At 62.9% G+C, this 16,234-nt stretch carries 16 protein-coding genes; 9 read left to right on the forward strand and 7 right to left on the reverse strand.

Annotated elements, in window-relative coordinates; translation table 11 throughout:
* Window positions 1-260: 260 nt before the first annotated feature.
* The 6 genes from MLGJGCBP_RS34495 to MLGJGCBP_RS34520 all read right to left on the reverse strand — a co-directional run bounded on the left by MLGJGCBP_RS34495 (window position 261) and on the right by MLGJGCBP_RS34520 (window position 6,945).
* Window positions 261-1,361, reverse strand: a complete 1,101-nt coding sequence (locus MLGJGCBP_RS34495) for an NAD(P)-dependent alcohol dehydrogenase (protein ID WP_160101422.1) — start codon at window positions 1,359-1,361, stop codon at window positions 261-263.
* A 43-nt stretch (window positions 1,362-1,404) separates the two neighbouring features.
* Window positions 1,405-2,844: an aldehyde dehydrogenase gene (locus MLGJGCBP_RS34500; RefSeq protein WP_160101424.1), complete on the reverse strand. Its 1,440-nt coding sequence runs from the start codon at window positions 2,842-2,844 to the stop codon at window positions 1,405-1,407.
* Window positions 2,845-3,098: 254 nt separating this feature from the next.
* Complete coding sequence (locus MLGJGCBP_RS34505; RefSeq protein ID WP_160101426.1) at window positions 3,099-3,914, reverse strand: mycofactocin-coupled SDR family oxidoreductase; 816 nt, start codon at window positions 3,912-3,914, stop codon at window positions 3,099-3,101.
* A 240-nt stretch (window positions 3,915-4,154) separates the two neighbouring features.
* Window positions 4,155-5,156: a CoA transferase gene (locus MLGJGCBP_RS34510; RefSeq protein ID WP_160101428.1), complete on the reverse strand. Its 1,002-nt coding sequence runs from the start codon at window positions 5,154-5,156 to the stop codon at window positions 4,155-4,157.
* Complete coding sequence (locus MLGJGCBP_RS34515; RefSeq protein ID WP_160101430.1) at window positions 5,156-6,313, reverse strand: CaiB/BaiF CoA transferase family protein; 1,158 nt, start codon at window positions 6,311-6,313, stop codon at window positions 5,156-5,158. The genes MLGJGCBP_RS34510 and MLGJGCBP_RS34515 overlap by 1 nt, the downstream gene beginning before the upstream one ends.
* Window positions 6,314-6,375: 62 nt before the next feature.
* Window positions 6,376-6,945 (reverse strand): MarR family transcriptional regulator, encoded by a 570-nt coding sequence (locus MLGJGCBP_RS34520; protein ID WP_160101432.1) that lies wholly within the window; start codon window positions 6,943-6,945, stop codon window positions 6,376-6,378.
* A 235-nt stretch (window positions 6,946-7,180) separates the two neighbouring features.
* Between MLGJGCBP_RS34520 and MLGJGCBP_RS34525 the strand changes: the two genes are divergently transcribed.
* The 3 genes from MLGJGCBP_RS34525 to MLGJGCBP_RS34535 all read left to right on the forward strand — a co-directional run bounded on the left by MLGJGCBP_RS34525 (window position 7,181) and on the right by MLGJGCBP_RS34535 (window position 10,541).
* Complete coding sequence (locus tag MLGJGCBP_RS34525) at window positions 7,181-8,224, forward strand: NAD(P)H-dependent flavin oxidoreductase (protein ID WP_236581538.1); 1,044 nt, start codon at window positions 7,181-7,183, stop codon at window positions 8,222-8,224.
* Window positions 8,221-9,078: an enoyl-CoA hydratase/isomerase family protein gene (locus MLGJGCBP_RS34530; protein WP_160101436.1), complete on the forward strand. Its 858-nt coding sequence runs from the start codon at window positions 8,221-8,223 to the stop codon at window positions 9,076-9,078. Before MLGJGCBP_RS34525 ends, MLGJGCBP_RS34530 begins: the two co-directional genes overlap by 4 nt.
* Before the next feature lie 104 nt (window positions 9,079-9,182).
* Window positions 9,183-10,541: an MFS transporter gene (locus tag MLGJGCBP_RS34535; protein WP_160101438.1), complete on the forward strand. Its 1,359-nt coding sequence runs from the start codon at window positions 9,183-9,185 to the stop codon at window positions 10,539-10,541.
* Between the two features lie 121 nt (window positions 10,542-10,662).
* On the opposite strand, the gene MLGJGCBP_RS52260 is transcribed toward MLGJGCBP_RS34535, so the two are convergent.
* A complete protein-coding gene (locus MLGJGCBP_RS52260) occupies window positions 10,663-10,893 on the reverse strand; it encodes a hypothetical protein (protein WP_236581540.1) in 231 nt (76 codons plus the stop codon).
* Here MLGJGCBP_RS52260 and MLGJGCBP_RS34540 point away from each other — a divergent pair.
* The 6 genes from MLGJGCBP_RS34540 (at window position 10,804) to MLGJGCBP_RS34560 (ending at window position 16,029) form a co-directional block, all read left to right on the forward strand.
* The gene (locus MLGJGCBP_RS34540; RefSeq protein WP_236581539.1) at window positions 10,804-11,769 is read left to right on the forward strand and encodes a phosphotransferase family protein; all 966 of its coding nucleotides are present in this window, start codon (window positions 10,804-10,806) and stop codon (window positions 11,767-11,769) included. The two genes, MLGJGCBP_RS52260 and MLGJGCBP_RS34540, sit on opposite strands and share 90 nt — an antisense overlap.
* Window positions 11,766-12,281 carry a hypothetical protein gene (locus MLGJGCBP_RS34545; RefSeq protein WP_160101442.1) on the forward strand — a complete coding sequence of 172 codons (516 nt, stop codon included), beginning with the start codon at window positions 11,766-11,768 and terminating at the stop codon, window positions 12,279-12,281. Before MLGJGCBP_RS34540 ends, MLGJGCBP_RS34545 begins: the two co-directional genes overlap by 4 nt.
* Window positions 12,278-13,732 (forward strand): aldehyde dehydrogenase, encoded by a 1,455-nt coding sequence (locus MLGJGCBP_RS34550; protein WP_160101444.1) that lies wholly within the window; start codon window positions 12,278-12,280, stop codon window positions 13,730-13,732. Before MLGJGCBP_RS34545 ends, MLGJGCBP_RS34550 begins: the two co-directional genes overlap by 4 nt.
* Before the next feature lie 44 nt (window positions 13,733-13,776).
* Window positions 13,777-14,880, forward strand: coding sequence for an NAD(P)-dependent alcohol dehydrogenase (locus MLGJGCBP_RS34555; protein ID WP_328799660.1), 1,104 nt, complete (start codon window positions 13,777-13,779; stop codon window positions 14,878-14,880).
* Between the two features lie 110 nt (window positions 14,881-14,990).
* Window positions 14,991-15,119: a hypothetical protein gene (locus MLGJGCBP_RS53325; protein WP_268960798.1), complete on the forward strand. Its 129-nt coding sequence runs from the start codon at window positions 14,991-14,993 to the stop codon at window positions 15,117-15,119.
* 43 nt (window positions 15,120-15,162) lie between these two features.
* Window positions 15,163-16,029: an enoyl-CoA hydratase-related protein gene (locus MLGJGCBP_RS34560; protein WP_160101446.1), complete on the forward strand. Its 867-nt coding sequence runs from the start codon at window positions 15,163-15,165 to the stop codon at window positions 16,027-16,029.
* The last annotated feature ends 205 nt before the right edge of the window (window positions 16,030-16,234 follow it).

A 16,234-nucleotide genomic window follows, 5' to 3' on the forward strand; every position in this document is an offset into this window, starting at 1 on the left:
TTCCCGGTTAGCACAGTCAGCCAGACGGGTGCAGGACGGTGTCAGTCCGACTGGCCTTGGAAATGCAGCGGTTCGGGCAAGTGCCGCGAGGAACCGGCCCTGTTTCTCCGAGAATCCTCTCCACTCAGCCAAGGAACTGGCAGTACGGGACTAGCTCGCACCGGGCAGGTCGAATTCGCGTGCGATTGCCGCTTCGCAGCACCAGCCGTTCGAATTCGTTGCCGCACGTGAGGGTGCCCTCTTCTCCTGGCGAGCCGCGTTCACTTCATCTTGAGGACAGGTTTGATGGTCTTGCCCGAGTCGGAGTCGTCGGCCGCCTGATTGATGTCGGCGAAATCGTAAAAGTCGATCATCTTCTCGAAGGGGAACTGGCCCCGGCGGTGCAGGTCGATCAGTTTCGGGATGAATTCGTCCGGTCGAGCATCGCCCTCGGTGACTCCGACGATCGTGCGCCCGGCGGTGAGGAGCTCGATCATGTCGACAGCGACGTCCGTCCCTGCCGGTCCAAAACCGAGGATGGCGCACGTTCCGGTCGGTGCGAGCGCGCTCACCGCCTGTCTGACCACGCTGGTCACCGCGGTCGTATCGATGGCGTAATCCGCACCCAAACCGGTGATCTGTTGAATTGCTGCGACCATATCCGGAGTTGTCGTCGCATCGAGGACGTGGGTGGCGCCGAGCTCGGTCGCCAATTCGAGGCGGGCTGGTACGCGGTCGACTGCGATGATCTTGGTGCAACCGACCACTTTCGCGGCCATGAGGGCGGACAGACCGACCGCGCCGGCGCCGAACACAACCAGGCTCGAACCGGCACTGGGCGCGAGGCGATTGATGACGGTGCCGGCGCCTGTCTGAATTCCGCAGCCGAGTGGTCCGACGATCGCGAGGTCGACGTCGTCATCCAGCCTGACCACATTCCGATCAGTGGCGATCGCGTAAGTAGCGAATGAGGACTGACTGAAGAACGCACCGTGAAGGTCACCGTCGCCGTGAAGTGCGTTGGTCCCATCAGGGCGGCCGCCGCTGGTGTTGCGCTGAGCAAACTCTCGGCAGTAGCTGGGAAGTCCGCGACTGCACATGACGCATGAGCCGCAAGAGTCGAAGGTCATTACCACTTTGTCGCCGGGTGCCACCTTCGTGACGCCCTCGCCGACCGCCTTGACGACGCCGGCGCCTTCATGCCCTAGGACGAGAGGCAATGGAATCGGCATCCACTGATTGCGGACTCCGATATCGGTGTGGCACAGACCCGAGGCGTGCACTTCAACCAAGACCTCGCCGGGGAGGGGGTCGTCGAGTTCGACTTCTTCCATGAGGAAGGGCTTTTCGGCCTCGCGTGCGACTGCGGCGGTGATACGCATGATGGATCTCTTTCTGTGGTTTGGGCGAAAGCGATGGCGATGCTCATCCCGCCTGGTAGATGGACTTGAGCTGCTGGTATCCGGCGATTGCCTCAGGACCGAACTCGCGGCCGAGACCGCTGGACTTCACACCACCGAACGGCGCGTTGTAGTCGAGGACGTAGCCGTTGATGCCGAGCGTGCCGGTGTCGACTCGGCGCGCGACCTCCAGCGCTCGTTCGTGATCTGCAGACCAGACGGTTCCGCCGAGGCCGTAGTCGGAGTCGTTCGCGATCCGGACGGCATCGTCTTCGCCGTCGTACTTCAGGATGGCAAGAACCGGCCCGAAGATTTCGTCTCGGGCGATAACCTCGCTGTTCGTGACATTGGCGAAGACAGTGGGCTCGACAAACCAGCCACGGGGATGAGTTGCGGGACGACCGCCGCCCGCGACAACGCGCGCGCCGCTGTCGCGGCCCAACGCGATGTAACGCTCGACACGATCGCGGTGCTCCTTCGATGCGAGCGGCCCGATCTGTGTGCCGGATTCCAGAGGATCACCTACGGTGAGGGACGAGGCCCATGTCGCAATCGCGTCGACGACCTCGTCGTACCGACTACTGGGGGCGAGGATGCGTGTGCACGCCATGCACGTCTGCCCGTTGTTCGGAAGTGAGGCACCCATCAGGCCCTCGGTCACACTGCCGAGGTCCGCATCGTCGAGAATGATTGCTGCCGACTTGCCTCCGAGCTCGAGGCTGACTGGCCGAAGCAGCCGTCCACACACCTCACCGATCGCGCGTCCCGCGCCGGTGGAACCCGTGAACGCGACCTTGTCCACGCCTGGGTGAGACACCAGGTACGCGCCGAGCTCGCGACCGCCGGGCACCCAATTCACGACGCCGTCGGGAATCTGTGCCTCTCTCGCGGCTTCGGCGAGCACGAAGCTGTCCAGGACCGTACCCGGTGACGGCTTGATCACGATGGTGCAGCCCGCCGCTAACGCAGGTGCGATCTTCGTCGCGGCAAGCAGCACAGGGTAGTTCCAGGGCACGATGCCGGCCACGACGCCGACCGGGTGCCGGCGTACCGCAGTCGAGAAGCCGAGCGGAGACGGACGTAGCTCTTCGAACTGCATCTTCCTGGTGAGCTCCGCATAGTATCGGAACACCGCGATGACATAACTGCCCTCGAACTGCTCACTCAGGTCATGAGGCATTCCGTTCTGCTGACTGACGAGTCGTGTCAACTCCGGGCCACGCTTCTCCAACGCATCGGCGAATCGGTCGAGTACGTCAGCGCGCACCGACGGATCGCTCTGTCCCCAACCTGATTCGAATGCCGTGCGTGCTGAATTCACCGCATGGTCGACGTCGGATTCACAGGCCTCGGGCACGGTACCCAGGACGTCTTCGGTTGTTGCGTTGATGACATCGATCCGTCCGGACGCGCGCGGCTCCACCCATTCGCCACCGATGAACAGGAATTGACGATCCAACGACATGAAGAACTCCTTGATTGTCTGGTAGCAACATCCAGCACCCGAGACGAATCCTCCCGACGGATGCGAGGGCAGGGGCCGGAGATGTTGGCAGAGAACGACGTCCGTAGACGTTACGCAAATCACGGTATGTCGACGAACCATGAGAGTCAACAGAAACTTTGTTCAATGCAATGTCTGTGTAGAACATTTCTTTCGGGTGTTCCGCGCCCGGCTTCTCGACGGCGTCGTCGAAACATGCTGATTTCGAATCTAATTCAAAAGTTCGTGTTTCCGGCATCTACAACCAATTCTGTGCCAGTTACGAATCGAGCCTCGTCGGAGGCAAGGAATAGGACCGCGTTACTGATGTCGTTCGATTCGAGCCTCTCGACCGGCAAGGCATTGACAAACGTCCCAGCGAGGTGCGGATTCGTCTCAATCAGCTCGCCGATACGTGCGAGCCCCTGGGTCAGATCTGTCGACACACCCGCCGGGTGGACTACGTTCGCTCGGACGTTGTATTGAGCGAGTTCGTTGGCGAGAGTCTTCACCACACCGACCAAGCCGTGCTTCGATGCGACATAGGGGGCGAAGAAGGGAACACCTCTGACGCCGCAGGTGGAGCCTGTGGCGATGATCGAGCCACCACCAGCGGAGATCAAGTGCTGCGCAGACATGGACATGGTGTTCCATGCGCCGGTGAGGTTTGTGCCGATCGTGTCGTTCCAAGCCTCGGGAGTTACCGCATCCCAGGAGTCGAGGATGCAGATTCCTGCATTGGCAACGACAATGTCGAGTCGACCGAGCTGACCAACCCCACCGTCGATCGCCGCCGCGAGCTGTTCCCGATCGCGAACATCGGCGGTATAGGTTGCGACCTGTCGGCCGACGCTTCGGACCTGTTCGGCTGTGCTCTCCAGATCTCTCTCCGTAGCCATCGGATATGCCGTGGTTGCGTAGTCCGCACACACGTCGACAGCGATGATGTCAGCACCTTCGTTGGCGAGCCGGAGTGCATGCGCGCGCCCCTGTCCGCGAGCGGCACCGGTAATGAGGGCGACCTTGCCGGCGAGTCGTGCACCACTTGTCATCTGATTCCCCTATCTCATTCTGCTACAAGAAGATTGATATCGATCTGTTATCCGTGAACGGCGATTCTGAGGCGAACGTTTCGTGCGACTGAGGTGGTGGCTGAAGCACCCAGGATTAGGGAGGACCGCTATTCGAAAGAGCTCCTTGGAGTCACCCCCTGGCCTCGCAATGAGGTCGAGTTCGACCATCAGACACAATGCATTCCGAGCGGAGCTGATTGCTGACCGAAATCGGAAGATCTACATCGATTCGACCCACGGCCGGCCGGGCACCGTGGCGGGGGTGCCGTCTGCGAGGGTGGTGGTTTCGAAGAAGTTCCGGTACTGCATCTGGATGTCGTCGGTGAGTTCGTCCACGCGGCGCACGGGTGCCATCGGAACCTTGTGCTGTTGGGCTAGTTCGAGAAGTTCATTGCGGGTGTGACGTTGCAACCAGGGGACGACAAGCCCGTCCACTTCGTCCGGGTAGTCCATTGCCATTGCCCGGGCATCGGTATATCGGGGAAGGGAGGCCCACTCCGGAGAACCCATCATCGCGACGAACCGGTCCCACTCGGCGGCAGTCCTGGCGATGAGTGCGACATGTCCGTCCTTGCAGGGGAAGATCCCGAACGGATAGCGCCCCCCGGAGCCGGGGGCTCGATGGCCGGCTCTGTTGAGCTCGATTCCGTAATATTCGCCGACGGCACCGTAGATGCGTACGTACGAAGCGAGCACTTCGGCGCCGCTGATTTCGACCATCGCGCCGATGCCGGATCGGCGGGCACGGAACACCGCCGCACAGGTGGCTCCCGCGCCACTGATCCCCAACTGCAGGGCCCCCAGCCCGTACGGAGCGGCGAGTGGCTCGCGGTCCGGATAACCGGTGACGTGCATCAGCCCGGACATCGCTTGCATGGCGATCTCGTCGGCGTTCCAGCTTGCTCGGTGTCCGGTGCGGCCCAACGGTGACAGGGCGGTGACGACGAGTGCAGGGTGATCGTGACGCAGTCCGTCGAGGGTCACGCCGTGGTTTGTCAAGCCCTCGTCATCGAGGTCGGTGAGGAGTACCTCGGCGCCGGCGAGTAGGTCGGTGACCGGGCTGGTGCTCACAAGTTTTCGGGCGTCGAGATATGGGTCGGGATCGGAGATTCCGAACCGCACGACGGTAGCGCCGACGTCGGCGAGCAGTTTTCCGGCGAAGGCCGCAGCCTGACTGCCTGCGAGTTCAATGACGGTGATTCCGGCCATCGAGTCGTACATCAGTGAAACGCTCCTTCGGTGGTCAGACGGTCGAACTCTTCCGAGGTGACACCGAGAAGCCGGGTCATCACGTCCTCGGTGTCCACCCCTAGTAGCGGGGAGGACGAGCGGACACCAGGAACGGATCCGTCGAGGTGCCACGGAATGCTGGTTGTCGTCAACTCGCCGAGAACGGGATGGTCGACTTGCTGGAAGAGTCCGCGGTCGCGGAAGCCTGGATCCTGCAGAACCTCTTGCGGGGTCAGTACAGGCGTCGCGACGCTTCCTGCCGAGTGGAGGCGCGTCACCAATTCATCGCGGTCGAGGAGTTCGCTGCCTTCCGGTGCGTCGTCAACGACTGCCCACCGGCCGTCTTTGCAGGGCACCACTTCGCGGCTACCGGTCGGGCCGGAATTTCCGGTAGGGCCCGGCACCTTTCCCGTGGTCGCGTACTCGACCATGGCCTCGCCGAGCAGCGCGACGCACGCCTCGGTCTGGGAGAGATCGAGGTGCCGTCCTCCACCGGTCTCGGTGCGTCCATTGAGGGCGGCGAGCACGAGGTAGGCGCCATAGAACGAACAGTTGAGGTCGGCCATCGCGGTTGCCGACGCTCCGACGACCGCGCCGTCCTCGTAACCGATCACGCCCTCCAGTCCGGCGAGCGAACTCATGATCGGTGCGTAGGCGCGTTGCTGGCACAGCGGACCGTCCTGGCCGTAGCCCGTGGCCGACAACACCACCAGGCGTGGACACTGGTGCAGCAGGTCGTCGACGGACAGGCCGAGTCGTTCGAGCCAACCGGGTGCGAAGTTCTGGACGAAGACGTCGGCTTCGCTAAGGAGATGCAGGAACAGCTCGCGCCCGGCCTCGGTCTTCAGGTTCAAGGTGACGCTGCGCTTGCTGGCACTTGCCTCGTGGAGTAGGCCGAAGCCCTCCAGTTGCAACGTCTCGGGGTCGGCGAGACCCGACATCTCCTCTCGTGGCACCCGCACTCGGTTGACGTCCAATTTGGCGCGGGATTCGACTTTGATCACGTCGGCGCCGAGTTCGGCGAGGATACGGCCGGTCAGCGGACCCGCGACCCCCGTCGAGACCTCGACGACCCGGATGCCGGACAGCCAATCAAGTGGACGGGGCGGTGTGGAGATCTCACATAATTGCTTCGTTACGCGAACCATTTTTCAAGAGTGAGTGTGATCGCCGTAACTGTCAAGGGGGGCGAACTAAATTCTGACGCGCGTTACTCCGGCCGAGTGGGTTGCGCCTGTCGGCGGGGGCGCTTGGTGGTGCGCCCATGGACTCGTGGCCACAAGTGAGGATCGATGTCGGCGATCTTCCACAGGGCGGGGAGTGCGGCGGCGAGTGCGACGCGTTCGTGATCGGCCAGGTTGGCGATGCGCCCGGCGAGAGTTTGGTTGCGCAACTGTTGGTTCTCTTCGAGAATCCGCCGGCCCTCCGTGGTGATCGCGACGCGCACCTGGCGGCGATCCTCGATACCCTCGCGCTTCTCGACCCATCCGGCCTTGGCCAATCGACCGACGATTTCGGTCATGGTCGAGATTGCGCGGCCATCGGCGGCCGCCAGTTCGGTGATCGGCATCGAATCTGCGGCTGTGAGCTGGCTCAATACCAAGCTTTGGGCGGGGCCGAGGGGGGCATTGGCGTTCGTTTCCCGCAGCCGATTGCCGATCATGGTCAGCGGGGGGCGGCTCGCCGCTGCGATCTCCGCGGAATCGAGGGCGGCAGGGTTCCGGCTCAGTAGGCCTGGAATGGACAGCTGGTCAGCCTCGGAATTGGGTTCACTATCCATCAGCGTCACCTGTGTGTCTCCTCGGGTTGGTAAGTCCATCGGCGGTCCGTCTACGCCCTCTTGACAGCGAACGCATCAAGCGTAATAGTACGGGAACTATGATTCGTGTCACGAAGTTATTTGCGATCGGCGAACGGCAGTGACGCAGGGTGGCGATGGTGCGGCGTGGACGGTTCAACCCTTCCGGCACGGGCCATCACACCCTCAGCCGTGGCGGCATCGATGCGAAAGGCACATGATGAGCGACAACGTGCGCGGTCCCCTCGCCAACCGCTACACCGATCTGGTCGGGATTCGGCATCCGGTGATTCAGGAAGGAATGGGTCCCTTCAGCACCACCAGACTGGCCGCGGCGGTGTCGAACGCGGGCGGTCTGGGCACGGTGAGCGTGCCCGGAACGGACGGCGACCTTCACGCCGCCGCGGCCGAACTGCGCCGCAGCATCGAGGACTGCGCGACCCGCACCTCGGCCCCGTTCGCGGTGAACATTCCTGTGGGCCACGACCGTAACGGTGGAATCGCGACGTTTGCGCGCATCTATCTCGACGCGGTGTTCGCGGCACGACGGGCCGATGCCGGGGTCGAAAGCCGCTTGCGCGTTCTGACCACCTCTGCAGGGTTCCCCGCCGGCCTGACTGCGAGAATCCACGAGGAGGGCATGGTCCACCAGCACAAGGTGGGTGCCACGCGGCATGCAGTGAAGGCCGTCGAGGCCGGCGTCGACGTCGTCATTGCCGCTGGTTCGGAGATGGGTGGGCACGCACCGGCGAGCGGTATGCACACCTTCGTGCTCGTTCCGAACGTCGCCGCGGCGGTTGATGTGCCCGTGGTGCTCACCGGCGGCGTGCGAGACGGCCGCGGGTTGGCCGCCGCCCTCTGTCTCGGCGCCGATGCCGTCGCTCTCGGTACCCGATTTGCTGCGACCACCGACAACACCGAATGGCACCCCGCCTACCGAGACGCCCTCGTCGCAGCACAGGAAGGTGACGACCTGTTGATCGACGGCGTCTTCGGGCCGTGCCGGATGCTGCGCAACTCGGCCGCGGAGAAGATGCGGTCCGGAACCGTCACCCCGGCCGAGAAGATCGCCGCAATGCGTCGAGCCCAAATGGAGGGCGACACCGACAACGGACTTGTACTGATGGGGCAGGTGGCCAGCGGAATCTCCGACGTTGTCGATGTCGCGGAATACCTGCCTCGGATGGTTGACGAGGCGGCGGAGATCCTCACCTCGATCCAACCGACTCCCAACATGCCGATGAAAGGATCCAAACGATGAGCACTGCCATCCTGGTGGAGCGCGAGGGGCCGGTCGCCCGACTCGTCATGAACCGTCCCGAGAAGCACAACGCACTCCGGTTCGCCGATCTCGATCTGCTGGTCGAGAAACTGCACGAGTTGGAGGACGACGACGACGTCAAGGTCATCGTCCTCAAAGGAAATGGACGGTCCTTCTGCTCCGGACACGACTACAACGACGCCGCCAAGTCCTACGGACTCGAACCGGGTGTTGACGGATCGAAGCCGCGCCGGCCGAGCCAACGCTCTCGGCTGTCGCGAGATCGCAAACTGGGGGAGAACTACAAGGCGTTCCACTTCTCGCTCAAGCCGGTCATCGCGCAGGTCCACGGTGTGTGCACCGGTGCGGGGATGTACCTCGTGGAACTGGTCGATCTCGCCATCGCCGCGGACACTGCCCGATTCAGTCATGCCGAGCAACGACTGGGATTGGCCGGAAACACCTGGCATCTGAACACCCAGATCCTGAAGTATGGTCCGAAGCGGGCCCGCGAGATCCTTCTGCTCGGAGACGAATTCGATGGCCAAGATGCGGAGCGATTCGGGACGGTGAACCGGTCGGTGCCGGAGGCCGACCTCGAGGGCACCGTCCAAGCATGGGCCGAGCGGATCGCCCAGCATCCCAGAGATGCCTTGGTGACCGGACGGGCCATGTGGCAGCAGGCGATGGAGAGTCTGGGCGGAAGTGAACAGTTCGCGCGCGGGTATGCCGGTCACACCCTGGGCACGAATCTCAGGTTCGAAGAGGACGAATTCAACTTCCTACGAGAGCGCCGTCGGAGCGGCACCAAGAACGCCTTCGCGCAACGGGAAGGCCACTACTCAGTCAAGTGACGTTCAGGGCCTGCAAATGTCGCTGAACAACCGGGACCTCGTCAGGAGGACCCGAGGAACGGATCACCCCAGATCGGACCCGGATAAGGATGCATGAAGGCGCTATGACTACTTCGACCTCCTGGCAGCAAGACTCGACCGCCATTCTCAAAGCCCGAATTGATCGACTTCCGCTCGCGACCGCCACACACAAAAAGTGGATGGTTCTCCTTGCCTTCTTCTTCTTCTTCGACACACTGGACGCCGCAATGCTCGGCTACACGGCGCCGGCACTACGGGCCGAATGGGGACTATCCATCTCCACAATCGGGCTTCTCTCGTCTGTCACCTTTGTAGGAATGATGATCGGTGCAGTGCTAGGAGGAAGACTGGCCGACCGGCTGGGTCGGCGGAAAATAATACTATCGGCTGTAGTCTTCTACTCGGTTTTCTCCTTGGCGGCGGCCCTCTCGCCAAATGTAATTTTTCTCGGTGCCTTCCGAGTCCTCACGGGAGTGGGCCTCCAGGCGATGACCGGAGTATTGCTTGTATTTGTCAGCGAAATGTACCCGAAGCATCTGCGGGGTCGCTATCAAGCCCTCCTCCTCGGTTTCGGCTGTATAGGAATTCCGGCAGTCGCAGGAATTTCCAGCATCGTCATAGCAATGGGCCCCGGCATGTGGCGGTGGGTATTCGTTGTCGGAGGCCTGGGAATCATCGGAAGCCTGATCGGCATGCGCATCCTCCCCGAGTCGGTGCGATGGCAGATCGATAACGGACGAAAGGCCGAAGCCGAGACGCTGATCGCCAAGCTCGAGGACGAGGCGCGCCGCAAGACCGGAGGAGAGCTCCCCGATGTTGTCGTAGCTGAACCGGTTCCGACCGGCCGGGTGTCGGAGTTGTTCTCTCGTAAGTATCTTGGTCGTCTGATCGTTCTCTCCGTCTGCATGATCTGCTTCATCTTGATCAACTACGGCTTCAACGGATGGGTAGCGACCCTCCTCGTCGAGCGCGGGCTCGCTCAAACGCAAGCCCTGCACATAGCGTTCATGGTGTCGCTGGCAAGCGTCCCCGGTTCCTTCTTGGCGTACCCCATCATCGACAAATTTGAACGCCGCCGGGTGGGCGCGATCAGCATGGTGCTTGTCGCGGTATTCCTTCTTGTCTTCGCTGTCGTGGACAATCTGACCCTGATTGTCATCTCAGGGTTTCTGTTGACCGCGTTCTCATACGTCGCACTGTCGGTTCTCTATACCTATGCGCCGGAAATTTTCCCGACCAATCTTCGCGGCCTGGGTGCGGGGATTGGAAACGGGATGGGGCGCGTTGCCGGACTAGCGCAGGGATTTCTCGTAGCCGGTATCTACAACGGCTTCGGATTCGCCCCCGTCTTCGCCTACATGGCGGTCTGCGCTCTGATATTCGCGATCACGATGGGATTCTTCGGAATGAATACTTCGAACCGGAGCTTGGACGAAGTCTGACCTCGCCCCTTTCATACCAATGAGGAGAAATTCTGTGAAACTCACGACCGAACCGCCGACGGGTCTTCGCTACGGCAACGACGCGCCCGGTGCCGATGCAATCGAAAGAAACCTGCACGAGTTACTCGACGCTCGGGCGCGCCGCCGCACCCTGGGCCCACGAAGTCGGGCCGGGATCACCCCCGAAGAGGCCGAGGTACGAATTACTCGTTTCCTCCGCAACCGCCTCGATGAGGAGTTCGAAGTCACCGACGTCGTTCAGTTGTCCGGTGGCGGTGCCAACGAGTGCTACTCGTTCCGCCTGTCCCGTGGCGGAGGATCCGAGCGTCTCGTACTCCGGATCAAGTCCCACGGCGCTTGCTGTGAGACGAATGTCCAGCGTGAGTTCTCCATGCTGAACGCCGTGAAGTCGGCGCTGCCGGTTCCGACGGCACACTGGATATCCCCGGGCTCGGACGACTTCGGCTCACCCGCGATGATCACCAGCTTCGTCGAGGGCGTTTCTGCACCAACCGATGCCGTGCCCCTGGCCACCGGGCTAGGGACGGTGTACGGCCCGAGGCTGCAGAAATTGCTCGCGCCCCAGTTCGTTGAACACCTCGCCCACCTGCACGCCTACGACTGGTCCGAAGCGGACCTCGAGGGATTCGACATTCCGAGGGCCCAGACAACCCAAGCACTGGACTGGCGGTTGACCTTCTGGGACCGGGCATGGGACGAGGATTCCTTCGAACCCCATCCGACGATCACACTTACTCGGGAGTGGCTCTGGCGGAATCGGCCACCTGTCGATCGAGTGTCGTTGCTGCACGGTGACTACCGAAACGGGAACTTCCTCTTCGACGAACACAGCGGCGAGATCAAGTCCGTAATCGACTGGGAACTCTGCTATCTAGGTGACCGCCATTCCGATCTTGCATACGCCATGCTCCCCGCATGGGGTTCGGCGGGGGAATCAGGAGAGTTCCTCAATTCAGGTCTGGTTGAAACAGAGCAATTCATTGCAGACTACGAGCGGATCTCGGGGCTCACAGTCGACCGAGATCGCCTGAACTACTACATGGTCTATGCCCTCTACTGGTCAGTGATCTCGCTGATCGGAACGGCCCCACGCAATGCAGACCTCAGGATGACCCAGCTCGATGTCATGTACAACTTCATCTATCCGGGCCTGGGCGCGTACTTCTCGAAAGAACTCAACCGACTCGTATCTGGAGTTTCCGCATGATTCCGACCGTTACTCAGCAACTTGAAGCGATTCGACGCCGGCTCACCGAGACCGTCGTACCCGCACTGCCCGAAAGCGCACATTTCGCCCACGAGCAGGTTCTCTTGATCGATGCCACCCTCGGGTCCCTGATCGAATGCCACGAACACGAATATCGATACGCGGTGGTCGAGTATCAGGACTACCGGACGACCCTTACTGAGTTCGCCCAGATGATCGCGTCGGACGAGCGCGAGGTCATCGACATCCTGAACGAGGACGGACCAAGTGCCACGGAGGCAGCAACACCGCTTCACGTGATCACCGAAAAGACGCGGCGGATGAAGGTGCTCACCGAGCAGCTCTATCAGCAACTGAGCGGCCGGCGCGCCGGAGGAGATTCATCCGCCACTGCTCTCATGGCGAGTCTCGCCGCGCGGCAGGTCGAACGCGAGTCCTCCTGGTTCCGTCAGGCTGGATTCACCCGGGACGACGCGATGCCGATCGGCGCGCTGCTGGAGGGTTACCGGTGATCGAGCACAAGTCCCTCTATGTCGACGGCCAGTGGGTGCCGACCGACAGCACGGATTCGGTGGAGGTGATCGAGGCCGCCACCGAGGAGTCGATCGGCTGGGCTCCCCTGGGAAACCGCCGTGACATCGGGCGGGCGGTGGAGTCGGCACGACACGCTCTGGACGACGGCCCCTGGGGTCGCATGGGTGCGACCGAACGCGCCTCGCTGCTGCTCGGCTTCGCCGACGAACTCGAGGCACGCGCAGACGACACTGCCACCCTGGTCAGCCGAGAGAACGGTATGCCGATCACGCTCTCGCGGGTGGCCAATGGATCCGCACCTGCGGCGACGCTTCGGATGTACGCCAACTTGGTGGCGGACGCGGAGATCGAGGACGTCCGGGCCAGTCAGCGGGGTTCGACCATCGTCCGCCGCGAGCCGGTTGGTGTGGTGGGTGCGATCACGCCGTGGAATTCTCCGCAGACGCTGGCGGTCATGAAGATCGCGCCCGCACTCGCCATGGGGTGCACTGTCGTCCTCAAGCCCTCACCCGAAACCTCGCTGGATGCCTTCGTGTTCGGGGAAGCGGCGAGCGCGGCCGGTATTCCCGGTGGGGTACTCAACATTGTGCCGGGCGATCGCGATGCCGGTGCTGCACTCGTCTCACACCCTTCCGTCGACAAGATTGCGTTCACTGGTTCCACGGTGGCGGGGCGAGCAATCGGTGCCGAGTGCGGTCGGTTGATCCGACCGTGCACATTGGAACTCGGAGGCAAATCGGCATCGATCGTCCTTGACGACGCCGACCTGGATGTCTTCGTCGCCGGCCTGCCGGATTCGAGTTTCCGCAACAACGGCCAAATTTGCGCGCTGCAATCCCGAATCCTCGCTCCGCGCAGTCGATATGACGAAATCGTCGATGCTGTCGCCGACCATGCGCGCAACCTCGTGATCGGAAATCCGTTGGATCCAACGGTGACCTGCGGTCCGATGGTGAGTGCCGTGCACCGCTCGCGGGTGCTGGCCCACATCGATGGTGCGCGTTCGGGAGGAGCCGTGCTCGTGACGGGGGGCGGCAGGCCAGCTGATCAGGAGCGTGGGTGGTTCGTCGAACCGACCGTGTTTGCCGGTGTCTCGAACTCGGATCCCATCGCCCGGGAGGAAGTCTTCGGCCCCGTCATCGTCGTGATCCCCTATGACGGAGACGACGACGCAGTCCGGATCGCCAACGACAGCAACTACGGACTGGGCGGCTCGGTCTGGACACAAGACGAGACTCGCGGGCTCGAGATCGCTCGACGCGTACGGACTGGCTCGTTCGGGATCAACTACTACACCCTCGACCCCGGCGCGCCGTTCGGTGGGATGAAGGACAGCGGCCTCGGCCGCGAGCTCGGCCCCGAAGCACTGGAGGCGTACACCGAGTACAAGTCCATCTACGCGAGCGACCACTGGCTACACAAGCAGTAGGTCGGCCACACTTCAGGTTCTGCCCCTCATCGGAAGGAGTAAGCATGTTGCGGATCCGTGCCGCCGTGGCGAGAGAGAAGGAGGCACCGCTATCCCTCGAGGACCTGACGCTCGACGACCCACGATCCGATGAGGTACTCGTCGAGGTGTCGGCCGTCGGGCTCTGCCACACCGATGTCGCAGTCCGAAACCAGTGGATGCCTGTGCCGTTGCCGATCGTCCTCGGACATGAGGGTGCCGGCATCGTCCGCGCCGTGGGCAAATCGGTCACCAAGGTCGCCCCCGGGGATCACGTCGTAATGACCTACTGGCACTGCGGCGAATGCCACTACTGCGCAAGCGGGCACCCGGCCTACTGCGTCGACCACGCGACGTGGACGACGGGCGGGAGCAGACCGGACGGGACCAATGCTCTACACGGAGACGGTTCTGTCCACGGATTCTTCTTCGCGCAGTCGTCCTTCGCCTCTCATGCGATTGCGACCGAACGCAATGTGGTCAAGGTCGGCGCGGACGCGGACCTCATTGTGGCAGGCCCGCTGGCGTGCGGACTGCAAACAGGCGCCGGAACCGTCATGAACAGACTGGCTCCACCAGTGGGGTCCAGCATCGCCGTCTTCGGTGCCGGAGCTGTGGGACTAGCGGCTGTCATGGCAGCCAAGGTCGTCGGGTGTACCACCATCATCGCTGTCGATGTCCATCCTTCTCGGCTGGACTTGGCGCAGGAACTAGGTGCTACACACACTATCGACGCCTCGGCTGGAAGAGACGTCACGCAGGCCCTCCGCGCTGTCGCGCCGTCGGGTGTGAACTACAGCGTGGAGACGAGCGCGGTACCAGCGGTGGCAGCACAGGCAATCGACTGTCTGGCTCCCACCGGGACCTGCGCAATTCTCGGTGTAGGCCCCAGGGGAACAGCGCTTTCGACAGATATGACACGCCTTCTTTCCACCGGCCGCACCATCACAGGCGTGGCGATGGGTGACACCCGGCCTGACAAGTTCATCCCTGTTCTGCTCGACCTCCACCGGCAGGGCCGATTTCCGGCGGACCGGCTGATCACCACGTACTCCCTCGACGAGATCAACCAAGCCATCGACGACGCCGAGTCCGGAAAAATCGTGAAAGCAGTACTCGTCCCGGGGTGAACACAGTTCGGCAAGTCCAGCCGAGGTGGCCTCGGACGATCATCGAATTTCATTGCCTCATAGGCGGAGCCACTCAGAACCCGATCATCGCGACGATGATGCGTTCGCTGATGGATCTGCTCACCGAGTTCACCCTGCGCTTCGGTGCCGAGGTGCCGATCGGTGATGCGCTGCACAGCCTGCGCACCTTGCTCGAACACATTGGACACCGAGCGCCGGCAACACACACCAGGGTCTGACCAGTTCATGGTCGGCCACTTCCACCCGCGAGAGGGAATCATCATGGATCTGAAGGTCACCCGCTACGAAATCCGCGACAACGGCGTCGCCACGGTGTGGCTCGACCGGCCCGGCCGCGGCAACTCCTGGACCTCCCGCATGAATGCGGAACTGCGCTGGACGATGGCAACCCTCGACGCCGATCCCACCGTCCGGGTCGTGGTCCTGACCGGCGGTGGCGACCAGTTCTGCGTCGGCGCCGACGCCAAGGCGCTCGACTTCTACACCGAGACCGAGGAAAAGTATGCCGACACCGTCAACAAGCCCGACTTCGCCCGCCCCGGCCACGGGGTCAACCCCGAGTTCGACCACGACCTGGTGTGGATGTGGGGCCTGCGCGTCCCGCTGATCGCCGCCATCAACGGACCGTGCGCCGGTATCGCGGTCGCCCTGGCCGGGTACTGCGACCTCCGCTACGCCGTCGAGGGCGCCAAGTTCACCACCGCGACCCCGCGCCTGGGACTGCCCGCCGAGTACGGTCTGGCCTGGCTGCTGCCCCGCATCGTCGGATTGGCGAACGCCGCCGACATCCTCATCACCGGACGCATCCTGCGCTCCGAAGAACTCCTGCGGATGGGTTTCCTCAACGGCGTGCACCCGCGGGACGAGCACTTCCTGGGCACGGTCTACGAGGTCGCCGACTACATCGCCACCCAGGTGTCCCCGGCCTCGGCGACGGGCGCCAAACGCCAGATCTACGCCGAGCTCCTGCACTCGAACGTCGGCACCGCCGTGGAGGATTCGAAAGCTCTCATCGAGCAGTTCATGCGGCAGCCCGATTTCAAGGAAGGCGTCGCCGCCATGGCCGAACGCCGTGCCCCGCAGTTCGCGGCACCCGCCCCCGACACCCTGCCCGCACCTCCCGCCTGAGCCTCCCGCCCCCTGCGCAACCGCACGAAACGGACCACACCTGATGAACACACCCTCGACCACAGTGGACGACCACACCGACCCCACCGCCGACGGTTTCCGGTGGAGCCGGGAGACCACCGACGACATCGTGCACGGCCGCCCGTGCCGGGTCTACCGCCACCGGCGCACCGCCGTCGCGCAACTGTTGCTCGACGCCCGCCAC

Origin of the sequence: Rhodococcus sp. T7 (assembly GCF_009872365.1) — a bacterium.
Classification (GTDB): domain Bacteria; phylum Actinomycetota; class Actinomycetes; order Mycobacteriales; family Mycobacteriaceae; genus Rhodococcus_F.

Coding starts and splice junctions, on each gene's coding strand:
- MLGJGCBP_RS34525 (WP_236581538.1), top strand. CDS start 7,181: ATGATGAGCGACAACGTGCGCGGTCCCCTCGCCAACCGCTACACCGAT.
- MLGJGCBP_RS34500 (WP_160101424.1), bottom strand. CDS start 2,844: ATGTCGTTGGATCGTCAATTCCTGTTCATCGGTGGCGAATGGGTGGAG.
- MLGJGCBP_RS34505 (WP_160101426.1), bottom strand. CDS start 3,914: ATGACAAGTGGTGCACGACTCGCCGGCAAGGTCGCCCTCATTACCGGT.
- MLGJGCBP_RS34495 (WP_160101422.1), bottom strand. CDS start 1,361: ATGCGTATCACCGCCGCAGTCGCACGCGAGGCCGAAAAGCCCTTCCTC.
- MLGJGCBP_RS34515 (WP_160101430.1), bottom strand. CDS start 6,313: ATGGTTCGCGTAACGAAGCAATTATGTGAGATCTCCACACCGCCCCGT.
- MLGJGCBP_RS34535 (WP_160101438.1), top strand. CDS start 9,183: ATGACTACTTCGACCTCCTGGCAGCAAGACTCGACCGCCATTCTCAAA.
- MLGJGCBP_RS34510 (WP_160101428.1), bottom strand. CDS start 5,156: ATGTACGACTCGATGGCCGGAATCACCGTCATTGAACTCGCAGGCAGT.
- MLGJGCBP_RS34560 (WP_160101446.1), top strand. CDS start 15,163: ATGGATCTGAAGGTCACCCGCTACGAAATCCGCGACAACGGCGTCGCC.
- MLGJGCBP_RS34530 (WP_160101436.1), top strand. CDS start 8,221: ATGAGCACTGCCATCCTGGTGGAGCGCGAGGGGCCGGTCGCCCGACTC.
- MLGJGCBP_RS34555 (WP_328799660.1), top strand. CDS start 13,777: ATGTTGCGGATCCGTGCCGCCGTGGCGAGAGAGAAGGAGGCACCGCTA.
- MLGJGCBP_RS53325 (WP_268960798.1), top strand. CDS start 14,991: ATGGATCTGCTCACCGAGTTCACCCTGCGCTTCGGTGCCGAGGTGCCG.
- MLGJGCBP_RS34545 (WP_160101442.1), top strand. CDS start 11,766: ATGATTCCGACCGTTACTCAGCAACTTGAAGCGATTCGACGCCGGCTC.
- MLGJGCBP_RS34520 (WP_160101432.1), bottom strand. CDS start 6,945: ATGGATAGTGAACCCAATTCCGAGGCTGACCAGCTGTCCATTCCAGGC.